Here is an 18,017-nt window from a genome sequence, read left to right on the forward strand (position 1 = left end):
TCGACGAAGGCTTGTCCGGTGGGGCCGACGCCGGGGGCTTCGCCGGTGCCGCGGGCGAAGACCACCTGTACGTCGGGACATTGGGCGGCGGCGGTGGGCAGGGCGGAACCGACGAGGGCCGACACGCCGAGGCCGGACGCCGCGGCGACTGCTGGAGCCAGGGAACGGATGAAGAGACGTGCGATCATGCCGCGACTAGTGCCCATACGGACCCCTCCCAAACTGTCAATATGGCGAACAATTCGTCATTGTTTCCTGTATACCTAGGCGCCGCAACATGCGTCGGATGAGCGCCGCGTGTCGTCGCACCGATATGACGCCCATCCGAAAGGACCCGGGGAAACGCCATCTAACGAAACTGCCCCCGGGCCGCCGTTTGGTGTCGATCTCCCAGGGTAGCCGGTCCGGCGAACACGCTGACGACACGGAAGGGTGATGACATGACTACGGGTGAAACAGGTTTCGATGACCTGACTTTCGACCTCATCTCTGTGCAGTACCACTCGCTGAAGGCGGGACACGACTACGGCCAGTACGTGCGCGACGCGAAAAACGCTGGCATGGACGACGTCGCATCGTTCTTCAGCGAGGTGATGGCGCAAGACTCCGAGCGCGCGCGGCGATGCCACGAGTTCCTGGGCCGCCTCCAGGCGACGGCCTCGGCCGGGCCGGCCGCGCGCTAAGAGCGCTGGCAACGCCGCGTCCGGCAAAACAGCCTGTCTGGCAGCAGCTTTTGGTGTCGGCAAGGTCACATGCCGGCAAACACGCCCGCGTCGTCGCGCACAGCGCTATTAGAATTCCGTAAGATTAGTGAAAGTTCTTTGTGTGTAAGCGCGGAGCGAGAGCAAGTGAGCACGGAGCAGAGTGTGGACACGGACCTTTTCGACGCCGTCATCGTCGGCGCGGGCTTTGGGGGCATCGGCGCCGCGATCCAGCTCAAGCGCCTCGGGTACGACAATTTCGTCATCGTGGAGCGCGAGGACGACCTGGGCGGTACCTGGCACGTCAACCACTACCCGGGGATCGCCGTCGACATCCCGTCGACCACCTACTCCTACTGGTTCGAGCCCAACCCGGGCTGGTCGCGGCTGTTCGCGCCTGGCGGTGAGGTCAAGAAGTACGCCGCAGACGTCGCCGACAAGTACGACGTGCGCCGCAAGATGCGGTTCAACACCACGGTGGAAGGCGCCCAGTGGGACGAGGACGCCGCGGTGTGGCGGGTGGCGCTCGCCAGCGGGGAAACCCTGACGTCGCGTTTCCTGATCACCGCCACGGGTTTCCTGTCCCAGCCCCGCATGCCGGACATCCCCGGCGTCTCCAGCTTCCGGGGCAAGGTGGTCCACACCACCGCGTGGGACCACGACCACCGCTACCAGGGCGAGCGCATCGCGGTCATCGGGACCGGGGCGTCGGCGGTGCAGGTCATTCCGGAGCTGGCCAGGCAGGCCGGCGAGCTGACCGTCTACCAGCGCACCGCGACCCACGTGCTGCCGAAGTTCGACTTCGGGTTCTCCCCGGGGGTGCGGCGGCTGTTCGCCCGGGTGCCGGCGGCCCAGCGTGCGCTGCGGTGGGTGACCGACATCCTGCTCGAGATCATCATGGTGGTCGGGGCGCTGCACTTCAAAGAGTCCCGCGGGCGGGGCAACATCTCCGCCTCCGACCTGGCCAAGATCAACCGGTTCCGGTGGATCCGCGACAAGGAACTGCGCGCCAGGTTGACGCCGGACTATGACCTCGGCTGCAAGCGGCCGACCTTTTCCAACACCTTTTACCGCGCGTTCACCCAGCCCAACGTGCACCTGGAGACCGCCGGGATCGAGCGGATCGAGCCGGACGGCGTCGTCACCGTCGACGGGCGTAAGACCGTGATCGACACCCTGGTCCTGGCGACCGGCTTCGACCTGTGGGAGGCCAACTTCCCGGCCATCGAGGTGGTCGGCCGCAAGGGCCGCAACCTCGGAAAGTGGTGGCGGGAGACCCGGTTCCAGGCCTACCAGGGCGTCACCATGCCGTACTTCCCCAATTACTTCAGCCTGGCCAGCCCGTTCGCCTTCTCCGGCCTGTCCTTCTTCCACACCATCGAGTACCAGATGCGGCACATGGACCGGCTGCTCGGCGAGGTCAAGCGCCGCGGCGCGACGACCTTCGAGGTGACCGAGGAGGCGAACGACCGGTTCATGGAGCGGATGACCGAACGGCTGGACAACACGGTGTTCTACTCCGGCAACTGCGCCACGTCGCGGTCGTACTACTTCAGCCCAAGCGGCGAGGCGTCGCTGCTGCGGCCCACGTCGACGTTGAACTCGGTGCGGGAAGCCGCGACGTTCCCGCTCAGCGACTACGTGATCGCGTAACGCCACACCCGCCACAGCAGCCCCGGGCCGCGGCGGCCGTTCCAGTGACCCGTGTGGCCGATGGGACGCCGGCGATTCCGTGGATTTACCCCCGTGCCGTTTGCGTGCGCCGGAGCGGGGTAATCGGCCCGAAGCAGATACGCGGACTTCCGTCCGCGACCGATGCGAAAGTCGATGTGGCCCAATGGAAACACTGTGCCGGGGATGCGCTTGCCTGGCGATCACCTTCGCCTTCGTGCTGGGTGACATCGACGCGCCCGCGCATTCGGTAGCCGACTCGACCACACAGCAGCTGCTACCCCTGCACACCCAGGAAGGAACACCTTGACCATCGCCTCGGGGGCCAGCCAGCCCAACACGTTGTCGGCCCTCTTGCGGCTGCTGGGCGTCGAGAACGCCTCCGCCTACCAGCACCGCCCGGCCCTGGCCCGGTGGTTCGAGCACAACACGCCAAGCGCGGGCCTGCGAGTCAGCCTGCGCGCCAACGGTTATGGAGTGATGTTCCTGTCGTCGCTGCGTCCGATGCGCTCGACGGTTTCCGGGCTTCGGGCAACCGCCTAGGACTCGGCCGGCCAATCGGCCAGCGTGTCCAGATACAGCCCGCGCACCTCGGCGATGCGATCGGTCAACGTGTCGAGGGTCCAGTCGTCGACCGGGATCGGCGGGAGCACCGCGACGTCCACCGTGCCGGGGTGAATCTCCATCGAATCCCGCGCGGCGATGATCTCCGCGTTGCGGATCACGATCGGCACGATCGGAATTCCCGCCGCCATCGCGATGCGGAACGCCCCCTTCTTGAACGGCCCCACCCCGGTGGTGTCCAGCGCGGTGCCCTCCGGGGCGATCAGGATCGACAGCCCCTGCTTCGCGCGCTCCTCGACCTGGTGCAGGGTTTCCACCGCCGCGGCGGTGTCGTCGCGGTCGAGGAACACCCCGTCGTTCAGCTTCAGCAGCGTGCCGATGATCGGGTCGCTCGCCAGTTCCTTTTTGGCGATCTTGATCCAGTTGTCGCGCAGCAGCGCGGCGGCGACGAACGGGTCGACGCGGTTGCGGTGGTTGTAGAGGAAGACGGCCGGGCGCTGCGCCGTCAGGTTCTGTGTGCCAACGACATTGATGCGGATGCCGTTGGTCGCCAGCAGCGCGTGGGGCCAGGTGGAGGAGAAGAAGTTGAGCCCGCGGCGCCGGCTCCCGCTGAGCAGGCCAAGCCCCAGCGCGCCGGCGGCGAGCGGGACGGCCAACCCGAACCCCGCGACCAGCGCCGCCTGCCTGCGGAGGCCGGCGATCGGCCCGCCCGGACGTGGGGCGTCCGCGGCGCCGGGGTCGGCGGGTCGCGGGCCGTCGGGATCGGCTAGTTCACCGCCGGCGGTCATCGACGTGACGCGCGGGGTAACCGCCGCCCGGCGCGCATCGCGCGCAGCTTGTTGCGCGCCTTCGACGACGTGAACTGCAGGTTTTCGGGATCGTAGAAGAACCGCATCGTCCGGAACGGGAAGTACAGCAACAGCAGTGTGGTGATCGCCGTGTAGCCCGCGGGACTTCTGACCCCGTGCAGGTCGGTCGTCCTGGTATAGCGCGTGACATACCGGTAGAACTCGCGCGGTGACGACTCCACCCGCCGGGCCGACATGGCGACTACCATGCCCGGCTCGTAGGCGATCTCGAAGTCGTTCTTGAACAAGGTCAGCGCGAGATCGACGTCCTCGTGCAGGCAGTCCTCGAGGTCCAGCTGCGTCAGGTGGCGGACCGACTTCCACGCCTGGGCGCGAATCGCCATGTTGGCGCCGATGAGGAACCGCTCGTTCTTCGCGTACTTGTGCACCTTGCCGCGCAGGGTCGAGTCGGTCCAGAACAGGAACCCCCGCAGCGGCATGTCGTGAAACCCGATCGGCCCGCTCGCCGCGTCGACGTCGGGATCCTCGAACCGGCGGCGAATCGTCTCGACCCAGTCCCTGGCGACCACGGAATCGGCGTCGGTCCGGGCGATGACGTCGCTGCGCGCGTGATCGAAGCCGTGGTTGCGCGTCGGGGCGATGCCCTGATGGTCGTTCTGCTCGATCAGCTGGATGTCGACGTGCGGGTTCTCGGCTTGAAACCGGCGCACGATGGCCGCGGTGCCGTCCGTCGACTTGTTGTCGACGACGATTATCTCCTCCGGCGCAGAGGTCTGGTCGAGGCACGATGCCAGGCATTTGCCGATATAACGTTCCTCGTTATAGGCCGGAATGACGATCGCGACGGACGGCTGTTGGGGCATTACTCAGAGACCAATCTGCGAAGGCGCAGAAACGGAAACTGGCATTGGCCCCGACCCTGCGCCGGTGGAACATGCGCACCGAATTGCCCGCTGCGGGGAATTCGGTGCGCTCATTGATTCGGACCCTAAGGCAATCGCGGCCCAGTCTGCCTCCGGATATCGCTTGTTTTCTCGAAACCTTAACCCCGCAAGGGCAGCTTGTTCAACACGTGTCTACGTTGAACACATGAGGGAGCAGTGTAGCGCCGGTCGTGACGTTCCGCTCGGCTTCGGTAACCACCGGAAACGGCGCCCGCTCGGCGGTACGGGGCGCGAAAATGCCCGCCGCGCAGGCGGACTGAAGACTCGGGTCGGGCCGACCTGCGCAGCCCGCGGCCCCGAGGTGACGCTCGTCACCGGCCGGAGGGAGCGCCCGCTGCCGTTGCGGCAGGTCGCCGGAGACCAAGAAGACGGCAATTGTTCGATTTGCGAGTCGTCATCGCCCGTCGTAGCGTACGTTTACCCGCGGAACACACCAACACCAAAGTGGACGTCCGTGCTAAGCGTCGTGCGCATTACGAGAAACCTCGGGGCAAAGGGCAATAATTGAAATCCGAGTGACCAACAATCGCACGGCCACCGCACATCCGGAACAGCCATTCATCGCACGCGCCATCCGCCGATTTTCGATCCCCATCATCTTCGGGTGGCTGGCAGTCGCGGTCCTGGTGACCCTCTGTGTCCCATCGCTGGAAAAAGTCGGACAAGAACATTCGGTGTCCATGACGCCCGACGAAGCGCCATCGATCCAGGCGATGAAGCGGATGGGCAAGGTTTTCGCCGAATCCGATTCCGACAACGCGGCGATGATCGTCCTCGAGGGCGACCAACCCCTTGGCGACGACGCGCACAAGTTCTACGCCGCCCTGATCCGCACGCTGAAAGACGACCGGCGGCACGTCCAGCACGTCCAGGATTTCTGGGGCGATCCGCTCACCGCCGCGGGCGCGCAAAGCGCCGACGGCAAGGCCACCTACGTGCAACTCGACCTCGCCGGTAACCAGGGCGAGGCCCTGGCGGCGGAATCGATCGAGGCGGTTCGGGGCATCGTCGCGCGAACGCCCCCGCCCGCCGGGCTCAAGGTCTATCTGACCGGGCCCTCGGTGCTGATCGCGGACATGCACGCCAGCGGCGACAAGTCCCTCGTCTTGATCACGGCGACGACCGTCCTGGTGATCTTCGTCGTGTTGCTCGCCGTGTACCGCTCGATCGTCACCGTCGTGCTGCTGCTGCTCCTGGTCGGCGTCGAGTTCGTCGCCGCGCGCGGAACCGTCGCGTTGCTCGCAGACCTGGGCGTCGTCGGGCTTTCCACCTTCGCCATCAACCTGCTCACCTCGCTGAGCCTGGCGGCCGGAACGGACTACGGGATCTTCCTGCTCGGCCGTTACCAAGAGGCCCGCCAGGCCGGCGAGGATCGGGAGACGGCCTACTACACCACCTACCGCGGGGTGGCCCACGTCATCCTCGGCTCCGGCCTGACGATCGCGGGCGCGACGTACTGCCTGAGCTTCACCCGGTTGCCCTATTTCCAGTCCCTGGGCATCCCCTGCGCTGCGGGCATGCTCGTCGCCGTCGCGGCCGCGCTCACCCTGGGGCCCGCGGTGCTCACCGTCGGCAGCCGCTACGGCCTCTTCGACCCCAAGCGGATGATCAAGGTCCGCGGCTGGCGACGGATGGGCACGGTGGTCACCCGCTGGCCCGCGCCCGTTCTGGTGGCGACGTGTGGCGTCGCCCTCGTCGGGCTGCTCGCGTTGCCCGGGTACAAGACCAGCTACAACGACCGGCAATACGTTCCCGCTTACATTCCGGCCAACGCCGGCTACGCCGCGGCCGACCGCCACTTCTCCCAGGCGCGGATGAAGCCGGAGCTCTTGTTGGTCGAGGCGGACCACGACCTGCGCGACCCGGCAGACATGTTGGTACTGAACAAGTTAGCCAAAGGCGTGCTCGCCGTTCCGGGTGTCTCCCGGGTGCAGGCGATAACCCGGCCGGACGGGACCACACTCCCGCACACCACGCTGCCGTTCATGATCGGTGCGCAAAACGCCGTCCTGGCCGAGAACAGCGCCTTCCAACGGCAACGGATGGACGACCTACTGCGGCAGGCCGACGAGCTGGCGACGATGATCGCCATCATGCAGCGCATGCATGGCCTGATCTCGCAGCTCGTCGCCACCACCCACCACCTGACCGGCGAAACCCACGACGTGCAGGCGATCACGGCCGAATTGCGCGACCGCATCTCGGATTTCGAGGACTTCTGGCGGCCGGTGCGCAGCTACTTCTACTGGGAACGCCACTGTTACGACATCCCGGTCTGCTGGTCGCTGCGATCGATCTTCGACGCGATCGACGGAGTCGACGAAATCAACGACAGGCTCGGCGATTTGGTCACCGACATCGACAAGATCGACGTGCTCCTGCCCCAGCTGATCGCCCAGATCCCCCCGATGATCGACTCCATGGCCAGCATGCGGACCATGATGCTGACGATGCACAGCACCATGTCCGGGGTGCTCGGCCAGCTGGATGAGAACGGCAAGAACCCCGGCGCCATGGGCCAGGCGTTCGACGCGTCCAAGAACGACGATTCCTTCTATCTGCCACCGGACGTCTTCGGCAACCGAGACTTCAAGCGCGGCATGGAGATGTTCTTGTCGCCGGACGGCAAGGCCGCGCGCCTGTTCATCCTGCACCGAGGCGACCCGGCGACACCCGAGGGCTTCGCGCGGGTCGAGGCCATCAAGACCGCGGCCGAGGAGGCGCTGAAGACCACCCCGCTGGAGAACGCACGGATCTCCCTCGGGGGCACCGCGGCGGTGTTCAAGGACATCTCCGACGGCGCCAGCTACGACCTGATGATCGCGGCGATCTCCTCGCTGTGCCTCATCTTCATCATCATGCTGGTGATCACCCGCAGCCTGGCCGCGGCCGTGGTGATCGTGGGGACGGTCGCGCTGTCGCTGGGAGCGTCGTTCGGGCTCTCGGTGTTGTTGTGGCAGCACCTCATTCGGATGGAGCTGCACTGGTTGGTGCTGGCGATGTCGGTGATCATCCTGCTGGCGGTGGGGTCCGACTACAACCTGCTCCTGGTCGCCCGGTTCAAGCAGGAGATCGGCGCCGGGCTGAACACCGGGATCATCCGGGCGGTCGGCGGTACCGGCAAGGTGGTGACCAATGCGGGCCTGGTGTTCGCCTTCACCATGGCCTCCATGGCGGTCAGCGAGCTTCGGGTGCTCGGCCAGGTGGGCACGACGATCGGCCTGGGCCTGCTGTTCGACACCCTGGTGGTGCGCGCGTTCATGACCCCGGCCATCGCCGCGCTGCTGGGCCGCTGGTTCTGGTGGCCGCTGACGGTGCGTCCCCGCCCCGCCAGCGCCATGCTCCGGCCGACGGGGCCCCGCCCGGCGGTGCGGGCCCTGCTGGGCGAGTAGCTAGATCAGCTGCGCGAGCGCGGTGACGACGATGAGGGCCAGCACGGCCCCGCCGATGACGTGCACCTGGCGCCGGGGCGTGAGTCGCTGCGGGAGGGGCCGCTGCTGCAGGGTGTGTTGGCGGCGCACGGCGATCAGGAACGTTCCCAACGCCACGGCGCCGGCGAGCCCGGCGGGGACCAGGTCGGCCGGGCGGACGGGGCCGTGCAGGTTCCTGATCATCAGCAGGGCGCCGTTGCCCAGGAACGCGAACGACGTCCGCGTCCAGGCCAGCGTCGTCCGCTCGGCCTGGTCCCCGCGTTCCGCCGTCGACTCGCTCAACTCATGACCGCCTTTGCGATCACCAACGCGAGCGCGATCAGCCCCACCACCGTCAGGCCCACCGCCAGGTAGGTCGGCGAGGGATGCCGTGGCAGCGGGGTCCCGTGACGCATGGCGCGATCCGCCTGCTGCCAACGCAACAACCCCATCCCGCTGGTGAGGATGGCCAGCAGCGCGAGCCCCCCACCGAGCACACGGCGCGCGCCGGGGACCCCCAGCTCCGGGACCAACTGCACGAGCGCCACGGCCGCGGCGAGCAACCCCAGCGCCGTGCGCTGCCAGGCCAGAAAAGTCCGCTCGTTGGCGAAGGTGAACCGGTAATCGGGCTCGCGCTCTTCGGCGCTGTCGGTGTCGGCCACGAGGCACATCGTTGCATGATGAAGCCTGTGGTCAAGGCGCTGCTGTTCGACGTGCAAGGCACGGCGACGGACTTTCATTCGACGTTGTGCGAGGAGGCGCGGCGGATCGCCGCCGGGCGGCACCCGGAAGCCGACTGGCCCGACGTGGTACGGCGTTGGCGCGCAGGCTACTTCACGACGCTCGACACGGCGGAGCACCACGGTACCGCGTGGGTGTCGGCGCGCGCGGTGTATCGGCGGGCCCTCGACGCGGTCCTGGACCAGCGCGGCATCGCCCTCTCCGGCGCCGAACGCGACGAGTTGACCCTGGCCTGGCAGCGGCTCAAGCCCTGGCCCGACGCGGTGCCCGGGCTGACCCGGCTTCGAACCGCCTACACCCTGGCCACGCTGTCGAACGCCGACGTGTCGGCGGTCGTCAGCATCTGCAAGCGGGCGGGGCTGCCCTTCGACGCGATCTTCGCCGCGGAGATGGCCGGGGCGTTCAAGCCCGACCCGGCGGTGTATCGGATGGCCGCGACGTATCTGGGCCTGGACGCCGGCGAGATCATGATGGTGGCCAGCCACAAGTACGACATCCGCGCCGCGGCCCGGCTCGGGTTCCGGACCGCCTTCGTCGCGCGCCCGCTGGAGTTCGGCACCGACGGCGACGCCGACGTGACCTATTCCGACGAGTTCGACATCAACGCGTCCGACTTCCTCGATCTCGCAGCCCAACTCGGCTGCTGATCGGTTCAGGCAGTCGCGAAGCTCGGCGGGACGGTATTGGTCAGCGCCGGGTCCGGCTTCTCCGACGACATCGACAGGAAGCCGCGCGCGCAGCGCGCGGCCAGCAGCCAATTGGCTGGCTTCTTCATGTCCAGCCCGCCCAGCAGCTGCTTGATCATGGTCAGCGTGTCGAAGTAAATGCGTTCGCACACAAGCGTTTCCGTCTCGTCGAAGACGAAGTAGGCGGTCATGCGGACCCGGAACCGACTGCCCGTCGGCGGCACCTTGCCGAGGTAGCCCAGATGGGTACCCATCAGCCAGAACTCGACGATCACCGCGTCGGCACTGTGCCGCAGCGCGATGATCTCGTGGTCCTGGTCGGGAAACGCGGTGCGGGTGTAGGCGTAGTAGTCGCGCACCGCTCGATCGCCGTCGTGGACGATCATCTGCGGGATCAGCTCGTAGCGCGGATGCGGGAAGGTCGACAACACGTCGTCCCAGTCCTGGCGGACCTCGTCGTGGAAGTGGTCGAGCACGAGCTTCTGGCGGGCGGCAAGTACGTCCGCGGCGGGGAACGCGGGAATCGTCATGACGAATAGGTTAGGCAGAATTTTGATAGCGCCGGCGCTATCAAGTTTTCGAGTGCGCACATGCTTCCGGACCGCGCGCTACCCCCGGGGCGGCGTCCAGGCGACCGGCAGCGCCTTGATGCCGTGGATGAACTGCGAGAGCAGCCGGGCGGGCTCCTCGACGGCGACGATGTCGGGTATCTCGCGGCGCAACTCGTCGAAGACCACCCGGATCTCGCGGCGGGCGAGGTTGGCGCCGAGGCAGAAATGCGCCCCGCCGCCACCGAAACCGAAGTGCGGGTTGGGGGTTCGCGCCAGGTCGAAGAGCCAGGGGTTGGCGAACGTCGCCTCGTCGCGGTTGGCCGAGTTGTACCACAACACGGCCTTGTCGCCCTCGGCCATCTTGGTGCCGCTCAGCTTGAAGTCGCGGGTCAGCGTCCGCCGCATGTAGACCACCGGCGAGGCCCACCGCACGATCTCCTCGACCGCCGTCGGCGCCAGCCGGTCGAAGTTGGCCCACCACTTGTCCCGTTCGTCGGGGTAGCGCGACAGGGCCAGCACGCCGTGGCTGATCGCGTTGCGCGTCGTCTCGTTGCCCGCCACCACCAGCAGGATGAAGAAGGACGCGATCTCCGCCGACGACAGCCGCTCGCCGTCGACCTCGGCCTCCACCAGGCTGCTGGTCAGGTCGTCGTGGTGATTGACGCGGCGGTCCTCCGCCAGCGCGGACGCGTAGGCGCCGATGTCCATCGAGATCTTGAGGAATTCGTCGAAGTCGGTCGTCAGGTCGGGGTCGCCGAACCCGAGAATCACGTTGGTCCAGTGGAAGATTCGCTGATGGTCCTCCTCGGGGATCCCCATCATGTCGCAGATGATCTGCAGCGGCAGCGGGCCGGCGAGCTCGGTGACCAGGTCCGCTTCCCCGTTGGGGTGATTGGCGATCAGCGACGCGACCAGCCGGCGGGCTCGCTCCCGCACCGACGCCTCGATGCGCGCCACCACCTTCGGGGTGAACGCCCGGCTGACGATCGAACGCAGCCGCTGGTGCCGCGGGTCGTCGAGCACGATCATCGAACCGAAGTACTCGGCGATCTCCGGCGCGTTGTCGTTGACCGTGATGTTGGGGCTGGAGCTGAAGATCTCCGGATGGCGGCTGGCGAAGTGCACGTCGTCGTGCCGGGTCAGCGACCAGTACCCGTCGCCCGCCACGAATCCCTCCATCTCGATCGCGGGCCAGAACGAGATGGGCGCCTCGCGGCGCAACGTGGTGAAGGCGCCGTCGCGGAAGTCGTCGTCGAGGCCCCAGAAGTCCAGCGAGTCCAGGTGGATATCGGACAGGGGGACCTCCGGCGGCGGAGCCCCGTTCGTTCGCGTCGCGATACCCGTCTTAGTGGGCACAGACGGTCCTGCCGCCCGCCGACTGCGCGTCGGCGACCACGTTGCCGTCGAGCAGGATCCGGCAGCGCAGGGGGCCGGCGCCCTGCGCGCTGATCACGAACACCTGCCCGCCGAAGGAGGTGAACTCCGTCGACCACGGCAGCGGCACGTTGACCTGGTGCAGCTGACCGGCGTCGGTCTGGTACGAGATGTACTGCGCGACCGGGCCGCCGGTCACCTCGTAGCGGGCCTGCGGCATCTGGGGGATGGCCTGGGCCACGCCGGGGACCGTCGCGACCCAGCCGACTCCGACGGCGAACAGGATCCTCAGGCCACGCCGATGCTTCGTCATGATTTGCATCGTGTCACCACATGCGGTGCTACGGAAGCTTTCCGCCCAGACGAAGCGGCGCCGCTCTAATGTGAGTCCCACGGGGGCTGGCACGGGAAGGTGAGTATGTCGGAACACGGCGCAAAACGTGTGGTGGTTTGGGGCACCGGCTTCGTGGGCAAGATGGTGATCGCCGAGATCGTCAAGCATCCGCTGTTCGAACTGGTGGGGGTCGGCGTCAGCAACCCCGACAAGGTGGGGCGCGATGTCGGCGACATCTGCGGGCTGCCCGAGCCGGTCGGCATCATCGCCACCGACGACGTCGACGCGCTGATCGCGCTGAAGCCCGACGCGCTGGTGCACTACGGCCCGACGGCGATGCACGCCCAGGACAACATCGCGCTGATCACGCGGTTCCTGCGGGCCGGGATCGACGTCTGCTCGACGGCGATGACCCCGTGGGTGTGGCCGACCATGCACCTCAACCCGCCGCAGTGGATTCAGCCCATCACCGAGGCGTGCGAGCTGGGGGAGTCGTCGTGCTTCACCACCGGCATCGACCCCGGATTCGCCAACGACCTGTTCCCCATGACGCTGATGGGCCTGTGTTCGGAGGTGCGCCGGGTGCGCGCGTCCGAACTGCTTGACTACACCAACTACGAAGGCGATTACGAAGTCGAGATGGGCATCGGCCGCGAGCCCGAATACCACCCGCTGCTGGAAGACTCCAACATGCTGATCTTCGCGTGGGGCGCCACCGTGCCGATGATCGCCCACGCCGCGGGCATCATGCTCGACGAGATCACCACCACCTGGGACAAGTGGGTGACACCGACCGAGCGCAACACCGTCAAGGGTGTGATCAAGCCCGGGCACGTCGCCGCGGTCCGGTTCACCATCAACGGGATCTACAAGGGCGAGACCAGGATTCAGCTCGAGCATGTGAACCGCATCGGCCTCGACGCCGCCCCCGACTGGCCCACCGGGCACGACAACGACGTCTACCGGGTCGAGATCGAGGGCACGCCCAGCGTGTTCCAGGAAACCGCTTTCCGGTTCACCGACGGGTCGGGCCGCGACGCGGCCACGGCCGGGTGCCTGGCGACCGGGATGCGGGCCCTCAACGCCGTGCCCGCCGTCAACGACCTGCGGCCGGGCTGGGTCACGCCGCTCGACCTGCCGCTGATCGCCGGCGCCGGCAACATCCGCTGACCGGGCGGCGCACAGCCGGCACCTAGGTTCCCCTGAGACGAGGTACAGGTTTCGGCGGCACAATAACGGCTAGCCTGGGATGCGAGTTGCTGAAGTTGGGGTTGGGACATATGGCCAATGGAGCTGGGACCGCGCTGGGCCTGTCGATCGGTAACACCAACCTCGCGGCGGTGTCCGCCGGCCGGGCCATCACCCGCAAGCCCGTCCTGACGCTCTACCCCGAGCGCGCGCCGGAAGTGGGCGTGCCCGCGGAGAACCCGCGGCTCGACCAGCCCGGCCTGGTGATGACGGGATTCGTGCAGCGGGTCACCGACCCGCGGGGACTGGTGGCGGCCGACGGCTCGGTACACCGCGGCGAGCAACTGATCGCCGACGCGATGCGCGCGCTGGCCTACGCCCTCACCGGTGGGCGGCCCCTGCCCGACAGCGTCGCCGTGACCTATCCCGCCCACTGGGCCTCCGAAGCAGTCGACGCCGTGGGCACCGCGCTGAGCTCGGTGGCCGAATGGTCCCAGCGCGCGCGGCCGCTGCTGCTCATCCCCGACGCCGCGGCCACCCTGCTCGCCGTGCGGACCGGCCCGGGCATACCCGCCCACGGGACCGTGGCGGTGTGCGACTTCGGCGGCACCGGCACCAGCGTCACGTTCATGCGCGCCGACGGCGACTATCAGGCGCTGGCCCCGACCGTGCGGCTGAACGACTTCTCCGGCGACCTGATCGATCAGGCGCTGCTGAGCACCGTCATCTCCAACATGCCCACCACCACCTCCTTCGACCCGGCGGGCACCGTGGCGATCGGCTCACTGAGCCGGCTGCGGACCGCATGCCGGGGCGCCAAGGAAGAGCTGTCGTCGAGCACGGCGACCACCCTGAGCGACGGGCTGACCGGGCAAGTCCGGGTCACCCGCGCTGAGCTCGACGAGGCGATCCGCACGCCGCTGGACCGGTTCGTGGCGGTACTGGAAAACGCGTTGGCCCGCAACGGGATTCAGGACCTGGCGGCGGTCGTCACGGCGGGCGGTGGGGCCAACATCCCCGCGCTCACCACCACGCTGTCGCAGTACTTCCGCGTCCCGGTCATCACCACGCCGCGCCCACATCTGACGGCCGCCACCGGCGCCGCGCTGCGGGCGGCGCACGCTCCCGGCGAGGTATCCGCGGCCGCGACGGCGGCTTCGGCGGCTTCGGCGGCCGCCGCGCCCGTCACGGCGACCGCACCGGCACCCGGCCTCCGGGGAACCCGCCCGCCGGAGGCGACCGCGACGGCGCAGGCCGCCCCGTCGGCGGCGATCACCGGCGCGGCTCCCGTGCGGGCGTGGTCGCTGACCGGTAAGCAACCGCAGGTCACGCCCACCCCCGCCGGCGAGGAGACCACCGACGAGCCCGCGGCCGCCAAGCGTAAGGGCCGCCTGTTTCGGCTGCCGGTCCTGGCCGCGGTCGTCGGCGGGGCGGCGGCGGTGGCGCTGGTGGGGACGGCCGTCACGATCGGCCTGACCTCGGCGAACAAATCCGCGACGACGCCGGCGCCGGGCGTGACCAGCAGCCCGGTTCCCGCGCCGCCCGCCCAGACGGCGACCGCCCAGCCGCCGTCGCCCACCGAAGAGGCTCCCGCCCCGTCGACCACGGACACCAACCCGCCCGCCAACACCGAGACGCCGTCGACCAGCGTCCCGTCGGCCAAACCGCAGCAGGCGCCGCCGCTGGCGGCGGCGCCGCGTCAGGCGATCCCACGGATCCCTGAGGTCCCGCCCATTCCGGCGGTCCCCGGACTCAACGAACCCATCCCCGGCCTGGATCGGGTCAACCAGATCATTCAAGGCATCGGCGGAGACTTGGGCATCAGCGGCATCCCCCAATTGGACCCTCAGCTGGGAACGGCCCGATAGGTCAACGCTTTTCGCCCTTGTTCTCCGCCTTCGCGGCCTCTTTGAGTTGCTCGTTGAGGGCCTTGTCCTTCTCGATCTGGTCCTGCAGAGCCTGCTCGTCGCGCGAGTCGTCGGCCTTCGCCTGGCCGTCGGAGTCGGCACCCTCGGGCACTTCGTGCCTGGGGTTGCCGTCCTCGTCCAACCATTCGTTGACCGCGGTCCCCGACACGCTTCCCCCGGTGCCGGGCAGCACGATGGTGGGCTTTTCTTTGTAGGCCTCCATCATCTCGGCGGCCTTCTCCTTGTCGCCTTCGTCCGGCTCCGGCTTTTCCGTCAGCTTTTGATCGGTGTCCTGATCTGCTTTATCGTCCTGGACGCTCATGCTTCAAACCCCCTCGCAATCGCATGTCGCGATGTTCGGGGGGTTACCCGTTGCGGCGTTGTGTCGAAACTCTCACTGCCGCGATCGTTCGCGCTTGACCAGCTCGACCAGCGCCAGCGGGATCCGCATCGGCTCGGGAGCGCTTGACAGCCGCTCCGCAACCGCCCGCTCGAGCTGGTCGACGAACTCCCCGGCCCGCGCGTCGCGGACGCCGCCGTCCAGCCCGCGCACCAGGGCGGGGAACAGCGCCGCGCGGGCGAAGGCCGCCCACTGCGCCCCGAAGGCCTCGGCGTCGTGGTCCACCTGGAATCGAGCCCAGAAGCGGTCCTGGGCGGTGAACAGGTCGAGACGGTCGATCGACAGGCCTTCGAAGCGTCCTCTCGGCGAGAACGGCGCGCGAAAGTCCTTCTCGCTGCGGGCAAATGTGGGAATGGTCATGCGCCGGGCCTCGTCGTGGCGCAGCAGGCCGTCGCGCACGTGCTCCCGCAGCGCCGCGAGCATCGCGTCGAGCAGCGTCGGGAAACCCGGCGTGCCGTCCTCGTCGAGGGCGATCGTCATCACCACCAGCCGCCCGTCGGGGGCCAGTTCGCGGCCGCGGAACGCCACGAAGTTGTGCCAGTCCAGGGCCGCCTGGTCGGCGTAGGCCGCGTGCACGGTGTCGTCGGTGCTGTAGGCGACGTGCACGTGGTCGTGCACCTCGCCCGGCATCGTGCTCAGCCACTGCGTGGCCCACGATGACCAGCCGAGGTTGACCGTCTGTGACGGAACGATCTGATCGTAGAAGGAACGGCCGATCGACGACGCGAACGTCGCCGCGTCCAGGTGCAGGTAACTCTCGGGGTCGTCCTCGAGCGTGTGAAACAGCGCCGAGAAGTCGTTGTCCGGTATGTCGGTGTGCGCCACCAGGATTGCGTGGTCGTGGCGGGTGCGGCGACGCAGCACCGTGATGGCCGCGCACAGCGGCTTGAGCGAATTGTGCCCGTTGGCGGCCCCGTAGTCGGCGACGACGATGGGCTGCGGCGCCTTGGGCAGCGCCACCTGCTCGGCGGCGCGCTCGAACAACGCGATCGCCGGGGCCAGCCCGGCGGCCTGCAGCCGCGACGACTGGGTGTACACGGGTTCGGGCCGGACCACAATGCTCGATTCGGGCATCCGAGGTTCAGGCCGCATGGCCCAACGATAGTCGTCAGCTGGGCCTGGGGTAGCGGACGCCGGTCAGCTGCTCGGAGAGTTCCCAAAGCCGTTGGCAGTCAGCCTCGTTGCGGGCTCGCTCGGGCACCTTGGCCGGTCGGACCCCACCGCCCGCGGCCTCGTAGAATCCGCGGGGCCCGTAGTACCCGCCGCCCTGGGCGTGCGGCGCGGCCGCGGCGTAGAGCGCCGGGAGGATGCCCTCGTCGATCTCCTGCCACAGGAACGGGGTGAACCGCCAGGACGCCTTGTACAGCCGTTCCATCAGTGCAGGCCGGTCGCGGCCGTGCGACGGGCCGGCGATCTGCAGGTTGGTCTTGGTCAGGCCGGGGTGCGCGGCGTTGGACATGATGCCCCAGCCGGCCGCGCGGCTACGCCGGTCCAACTCGAGGGCGAACATCAACACCGCCAGCTTCGACTGGCCGTAGGCCGACATCGCCGCGTAGGACTTCTCGAACTGGGGGTCGTCGAAGTGGATCTTGGCGTTCTGCCGGGCCGCCAGGCTGCTCAGGGAGACGACGCGCGCCTTGCCGGCGGCGCGCAGCAGCGGCACCAGGTGGCCGGTGAGGGCGAAGTGCCCGAGATGGTTGCTGCCGAACTGCAATTCGAAGCCGTCTGCGGTGGTGTCGCGTTCGGGCGGCGTCATGACGCCGGCGTTGTTGATCAGGATGTCGATGGGGCGGCCCTCGGCGTTGAGCTGCTCGCCCAGCGCCGCGACCGCGGCCAGCGACGACAGGTCCAGCGACTTGATGGTCAGCTTGGCGTCGGGCACCGTGGCGCGGATCTCCTCGATCGCCTTTTCGCCTTTGGCGCGATTGCGGATCGCCATGACGACGTCGGCGCCGGCGGCCGCGAGCCGCCGGGCCAGGCCGAAGCCCAGGCCGCTGTTGGCGCCGGTGACGATCGCCAGCTTGCCCGACAGGTCGGGCACCGTGGCGACGAGATCGTTGGCCATGCGAATCACTCCCTTCGTGTGCGCCCCGTCATAGTGTGCTCTTTGTGTCGGCTCGTCGACAGCGCATCCGCGGCTGGGCGGCCGCGTTGGTCCTCGGCGCGCTGCCGGCGTTCGCCTTTCCCGCGCCGGCGTGGTGGTGGCTGGCCTGGTTCGGCCTGGTGCCGCTGCTCCTGTTGGTGCGGGCCGCGCCGACCCCGTGGGAGGCGTCCGTGCGGGCCTGGTTCGGCGTCGCCGGGTACGTGCTGACCACGCAGTACTGGCTGGTGACGTTCGTCGGCCCGTTGCTGGTGGTGATGGCCGCCGGCTTCGGCGCGCTCTGGCTGCCCTGGGGGTGGTTGGCGCATCGGTTGCTGTCCGCGCCGGTCGGACCGGGCCGGACAGCTCGCGATGCACGACGGCACCCACCAGAGCCGTATTGACCGCGGCCACAAGGAAACTCGTCAGCCACACCCCGCCCAACGACGCCGACGCCAGGGTGACGGGCTGCGCGGATTGGGACGCGCCCAATGCCGCCCACGACCCACCGAGCGGCGGCCAGGACCGCACGGCCTCGGCCGCCACCCACGCGCTGGGCAACACCATCACGGCCGCGACCGTCCGGCCCGGTCCGACCGGCGCGGACAGCAACCGATGCGCCAACCACCCCCAGGGCAGCCAGAGCGCGCCGAAGCC

General features: G+C 68.3%; 17 protein-coding genes and 4 pseudogenes. 9 read left to right on the forward strand and 12 right to left on the reverse strand.

The features are described 5' to 3' along the window. Window positions 1–206, reverse strand: a pseudogene (locus A5713_RS06470) (cutinase family protein); the annotation flags it as partial. 234 nt (window positions 207–440) lie between these two features. On the opposite strand from A5713_RS06470, the gene A5713_RS06475 reads away from it, so the two are divergent. From A5713_RS06475 to A5713_RS06485, 4 genes are all read left to right on the forward strand, one after another. Beyond that, window positions 441–683, forward strand: a complete 243-nt coding sequence (locus A5713_RS06475) for an acyl carrier protein (RefSeq protein ID WP_068093749.1) — start codon at window positions 441–443, stop codon at window positions 681–683. A gap of 183 nt (window positions 684–866) precedes the next feature. Continuing rightward, a complete protein-coding gene (locus A5713_RS06480) occupies window positions 867–2,354 on the forward strand; it encodes an NAD(P)/FAD-dependent oxidoreductase (protein ID WP_068093793.1) in 1,488 nt (495 codons plus the stop codon). A gap of 184 nt (window positions 2,355–2,538) precedes the next feature. Continuing rightward, window positions 2,539–2,682, forward strand: a complete 144-nt coding sequence (locus A5713_RS28185) for a hypothetical protein (protein ID WP_156751775.1) — start codon at window positions 2,539–2,541, stop codon at window positions 2,680–2,682. Next, window positions 2,679–2,915 (forward strand): hypothetical protein, encoded by a 237-nt coding sequence (locus tag A5713_RS06485; RefSeq protein WP_068093751.1) that lies wholly within the window; start codon window positions 2,679–2,681, stop codon window positions 2,913–2,915. The genes A5713_RS28185 and A5713_RS06485 overlap by 4 nt, the downstream gene beginning before the upstream one ends. Before the next feature lie 2 nt (window positions 2,916–2,917). Here A5713_RS06485 and A5713_RS06490 read toward each other — a convergent pair. Beyond that, window positions 2,918–3,688 (reverse strand): annotated as a pseudogene (locus A5713_RS06490) (lysophospholipid acyltransferase family protein); the annotation flags it as partial. A gap of 32 nt (window positions 3,689–3,720) precedes the next feature. Next, the gene (locus A5713_RS06495; protein WP_068093759.1) at window positions 3,721–4,608 is read right to left on the reverse strand and encodes a glycosyltransferase family 2 protein; all 888 of its coding nucleotides are present in this window, start codon (window positions 4,606–4,608) and stop codon (window positions 3,721–3,723) included. A gap of 596 nt (window positions 4,609–5,204) precedes the next feature. On the opposite strand from A5713_RS06495, the gene A5713_RS06500 reads away from it, so the two are divergent. Beyond that, the gene (locus A5713_RS06500; RefSeq protein WP_068093761.1) at window positions 5,205–8,081 is read left to right on the forward strand and encodes an RND family transporter; all 2,877 of its coding nucleotides are present in this window, start codon (window positions 5,205–5,207) and stop codon (window positions 8,079–8,081) included. On the opposite strand, the gene A5713_RS06505 is transcribed toward A5713_RS06500, so the two are convergent. Continuing rightward, window positions 8,082–8,402 carry a DUF202 domain-containing protein gene (locus A5713_RS06505; RefSeq protein WP_067919004.1) on the reverse strand — a complete coding sequence of 107 codons (321 nt, stop codon included), beginning with the start codon at window positions 8,400–8,402 and terminating at the stop codon, window positions 8,082–8,084. Next, the gene (locus A5713_RS06510; RefSeq protein WP_067919003.1) at window positions 8,399–8,770 is read right to left on the reverse strand and encodes a YidH family protein; all 372 of its coding nucleotides are present in this window, start codon (window positions 8,768–8,770) and stop codon (window positions 8,399–8,401) included. Before A5713_RS06510 ends, A5713_RS06505 begins: the two co-directional genes overlap by 4 nt. 6 nt (window positions 8,771–8,776) lie before the next feature. On the opposite strand from A5713_RS06510, the gene A5713_RS06515 reads away from it, so the two are divergent. After that, complete coding sequence (locus tag A5713_RS06515; RefSeq protein WP_082972812.1) at window positions 8,777–9,487, forward strand: haloacid dehalogenase type II; 711 nt, start codon at window positions 8,777–8,779, stop codon at window positions 9,485–9,487. Between the two features lie 5 nt (window positions 9,488–9,492). Here the strand turns inward: A5713_RS06515 and A5713_RS06520 are convergent, their stop codons facing one another. The 3 genes from A5713_RS06520 to A5713_RS06530 all read right to left on the reverse strand — a co-directional run bounded on the left by A5713_RS06520 (window position 9,493) and on the right by A5713_RS06530 (window position 11,764). Beyond that, the gene (locus A5713_RS06520) at window positions 9,493–10,056 is read right to left on the reverse strand and encodes an ester cyclase (RefSeq protein WP_067919002.1); all 564 of its coding nucleotides are present in this window, start codon (window positions 10,054–10,056) and stop codon (window positions 9,493–9,495) included. A gap of 78 nt (window positions 10,057–10,134) precedes the next feature. Further along, window positions 10,135–11,433 (reverse strand): cytochrome P450, encoded by a 1,299-nt coding sequence (locus A5713_RS06525; RefSeq protein ID WP_067919001.1) that lies wholly within the window; start codon window positions 11,431–11,433, stop codon window positions 10,135–10,137. Beyond that, entirely contained in the window at window positions 11,423–11,764 is a 342-nt protein-coding gene (locus A5713_RS06530; RefSeq protein WP_197509080.1) for an MmpS family transport accessory protein, read from the reverse strand. The genes A5713_RS06525 and A5713_RS06530 overlap by 11 nt, the downstream gene beginning before the upstream one ends. Window positions 11,765–11,869: 105 nt before the next feature. Between A5713_RS06530 and A5713_RS06535 the strand changes: the two genes are divergently transcribed. Next, window positions 11,870–12,955: a dihydrodipicolinate reductase gene (locus A5713_RS06535; RefSeq protein WP_068093763.1), complete on the forward strand. Its 1,086-nt coding sequence runs from the start codon at window positions 11,870–11,872 to the stop codon at window positions 12,953–12,955. Window positions 12,956–13,065: 110 nt separating this feature from the next. Then, the gene (locus A5713_RS06540) at window positions 13,066–14,841 is read left to right on the forward strand and encodes an Hsp70 family protein (protein ID WP_068093778.1); all 1,776 of its coding nucleotides are present in this window, start codon (window positions 13,066–13,068) and stop codon (window positions 14,839–14,841) included. 1 nt (window position 14,842) lies between these two features. Here the strand turns inward: A5713_RS06540 and A5713_RS06545 are convergent, their stop codons facing one another. The 3 genes from A5713_RS06545 to A5713_RS06555 all read right to left on the reverse strand — a co-directional run bounded on the left by A5713_RS06545 (window position 14,843) and on the right by A5713_RS06555 (window position 17,345). Then, window positions 14,843–15,202 (reverse strand): hypothetical protein, encoded by a 360-nt coding sequence (locus A5713_RS06545; protein WP_068093781.1) that lies wholly within the window; start codon window positions 15,200–15,202, stop codon window positions 14,843–14,845. A 72-nt stretch (window positions 15,203–15,274) separates the two neighbouring features. Then, window positions 15,275–16,372, reverse strand: a complete 1,098-nt coding sequence (locus A5713_RS06550) for an SAM-dependent methyltransferase (RefSeq protein WP_068093785.1) — start codon at window positions 16,370–16,372, stop codon at window positions 15,275–15,277. A gap of 16 nt (window positions 16,373–16,388) precedes the next feature. Beyond that, window positions 16,389–17,345: an SDR family oxidoreductase gene (locus A5713_RS06555; protein WP_068093789.1), complete on the reverse strand. Its 957-nt coding sequence runs from the start codon at window positions 17,343–17,345 to the stop codon at window positions 16,389–16,391. A 35-nt stretch (window positions 17,346–17,380) separates the two neighbouring features. Between A5713_RS06555 and A5713_RS06560 the strand changes: the two are divergent. Continuing rightward, window positions 17,381–17,710: pseudogene (locus A5713_RS06560) on the forward strand (apolipoprotein N-acyltransferase); the annotation flags it as partial. 7 nt (window positions 17,711–17,717) lie between these two features. On the opposite strand, the pseudogene A5713_RS29640 reads toward A5713_RS06560, so the two are convergent. Further along, window positions 17,718–18,017: pseudogene (locus tag A5713_RS29640) on the reverse strand (apolipoprotein N-acyltransferase); the annotation flags it as partial.

It is taken from the genome of Mycobacterium sp. E2497, from assembly GCF_001668695.1.
Lineage (GTDB): Bacteria > Actinomycetota > Actinomycetes > Mycobacteriales > Mycobacteriaceae > Mycobacterium.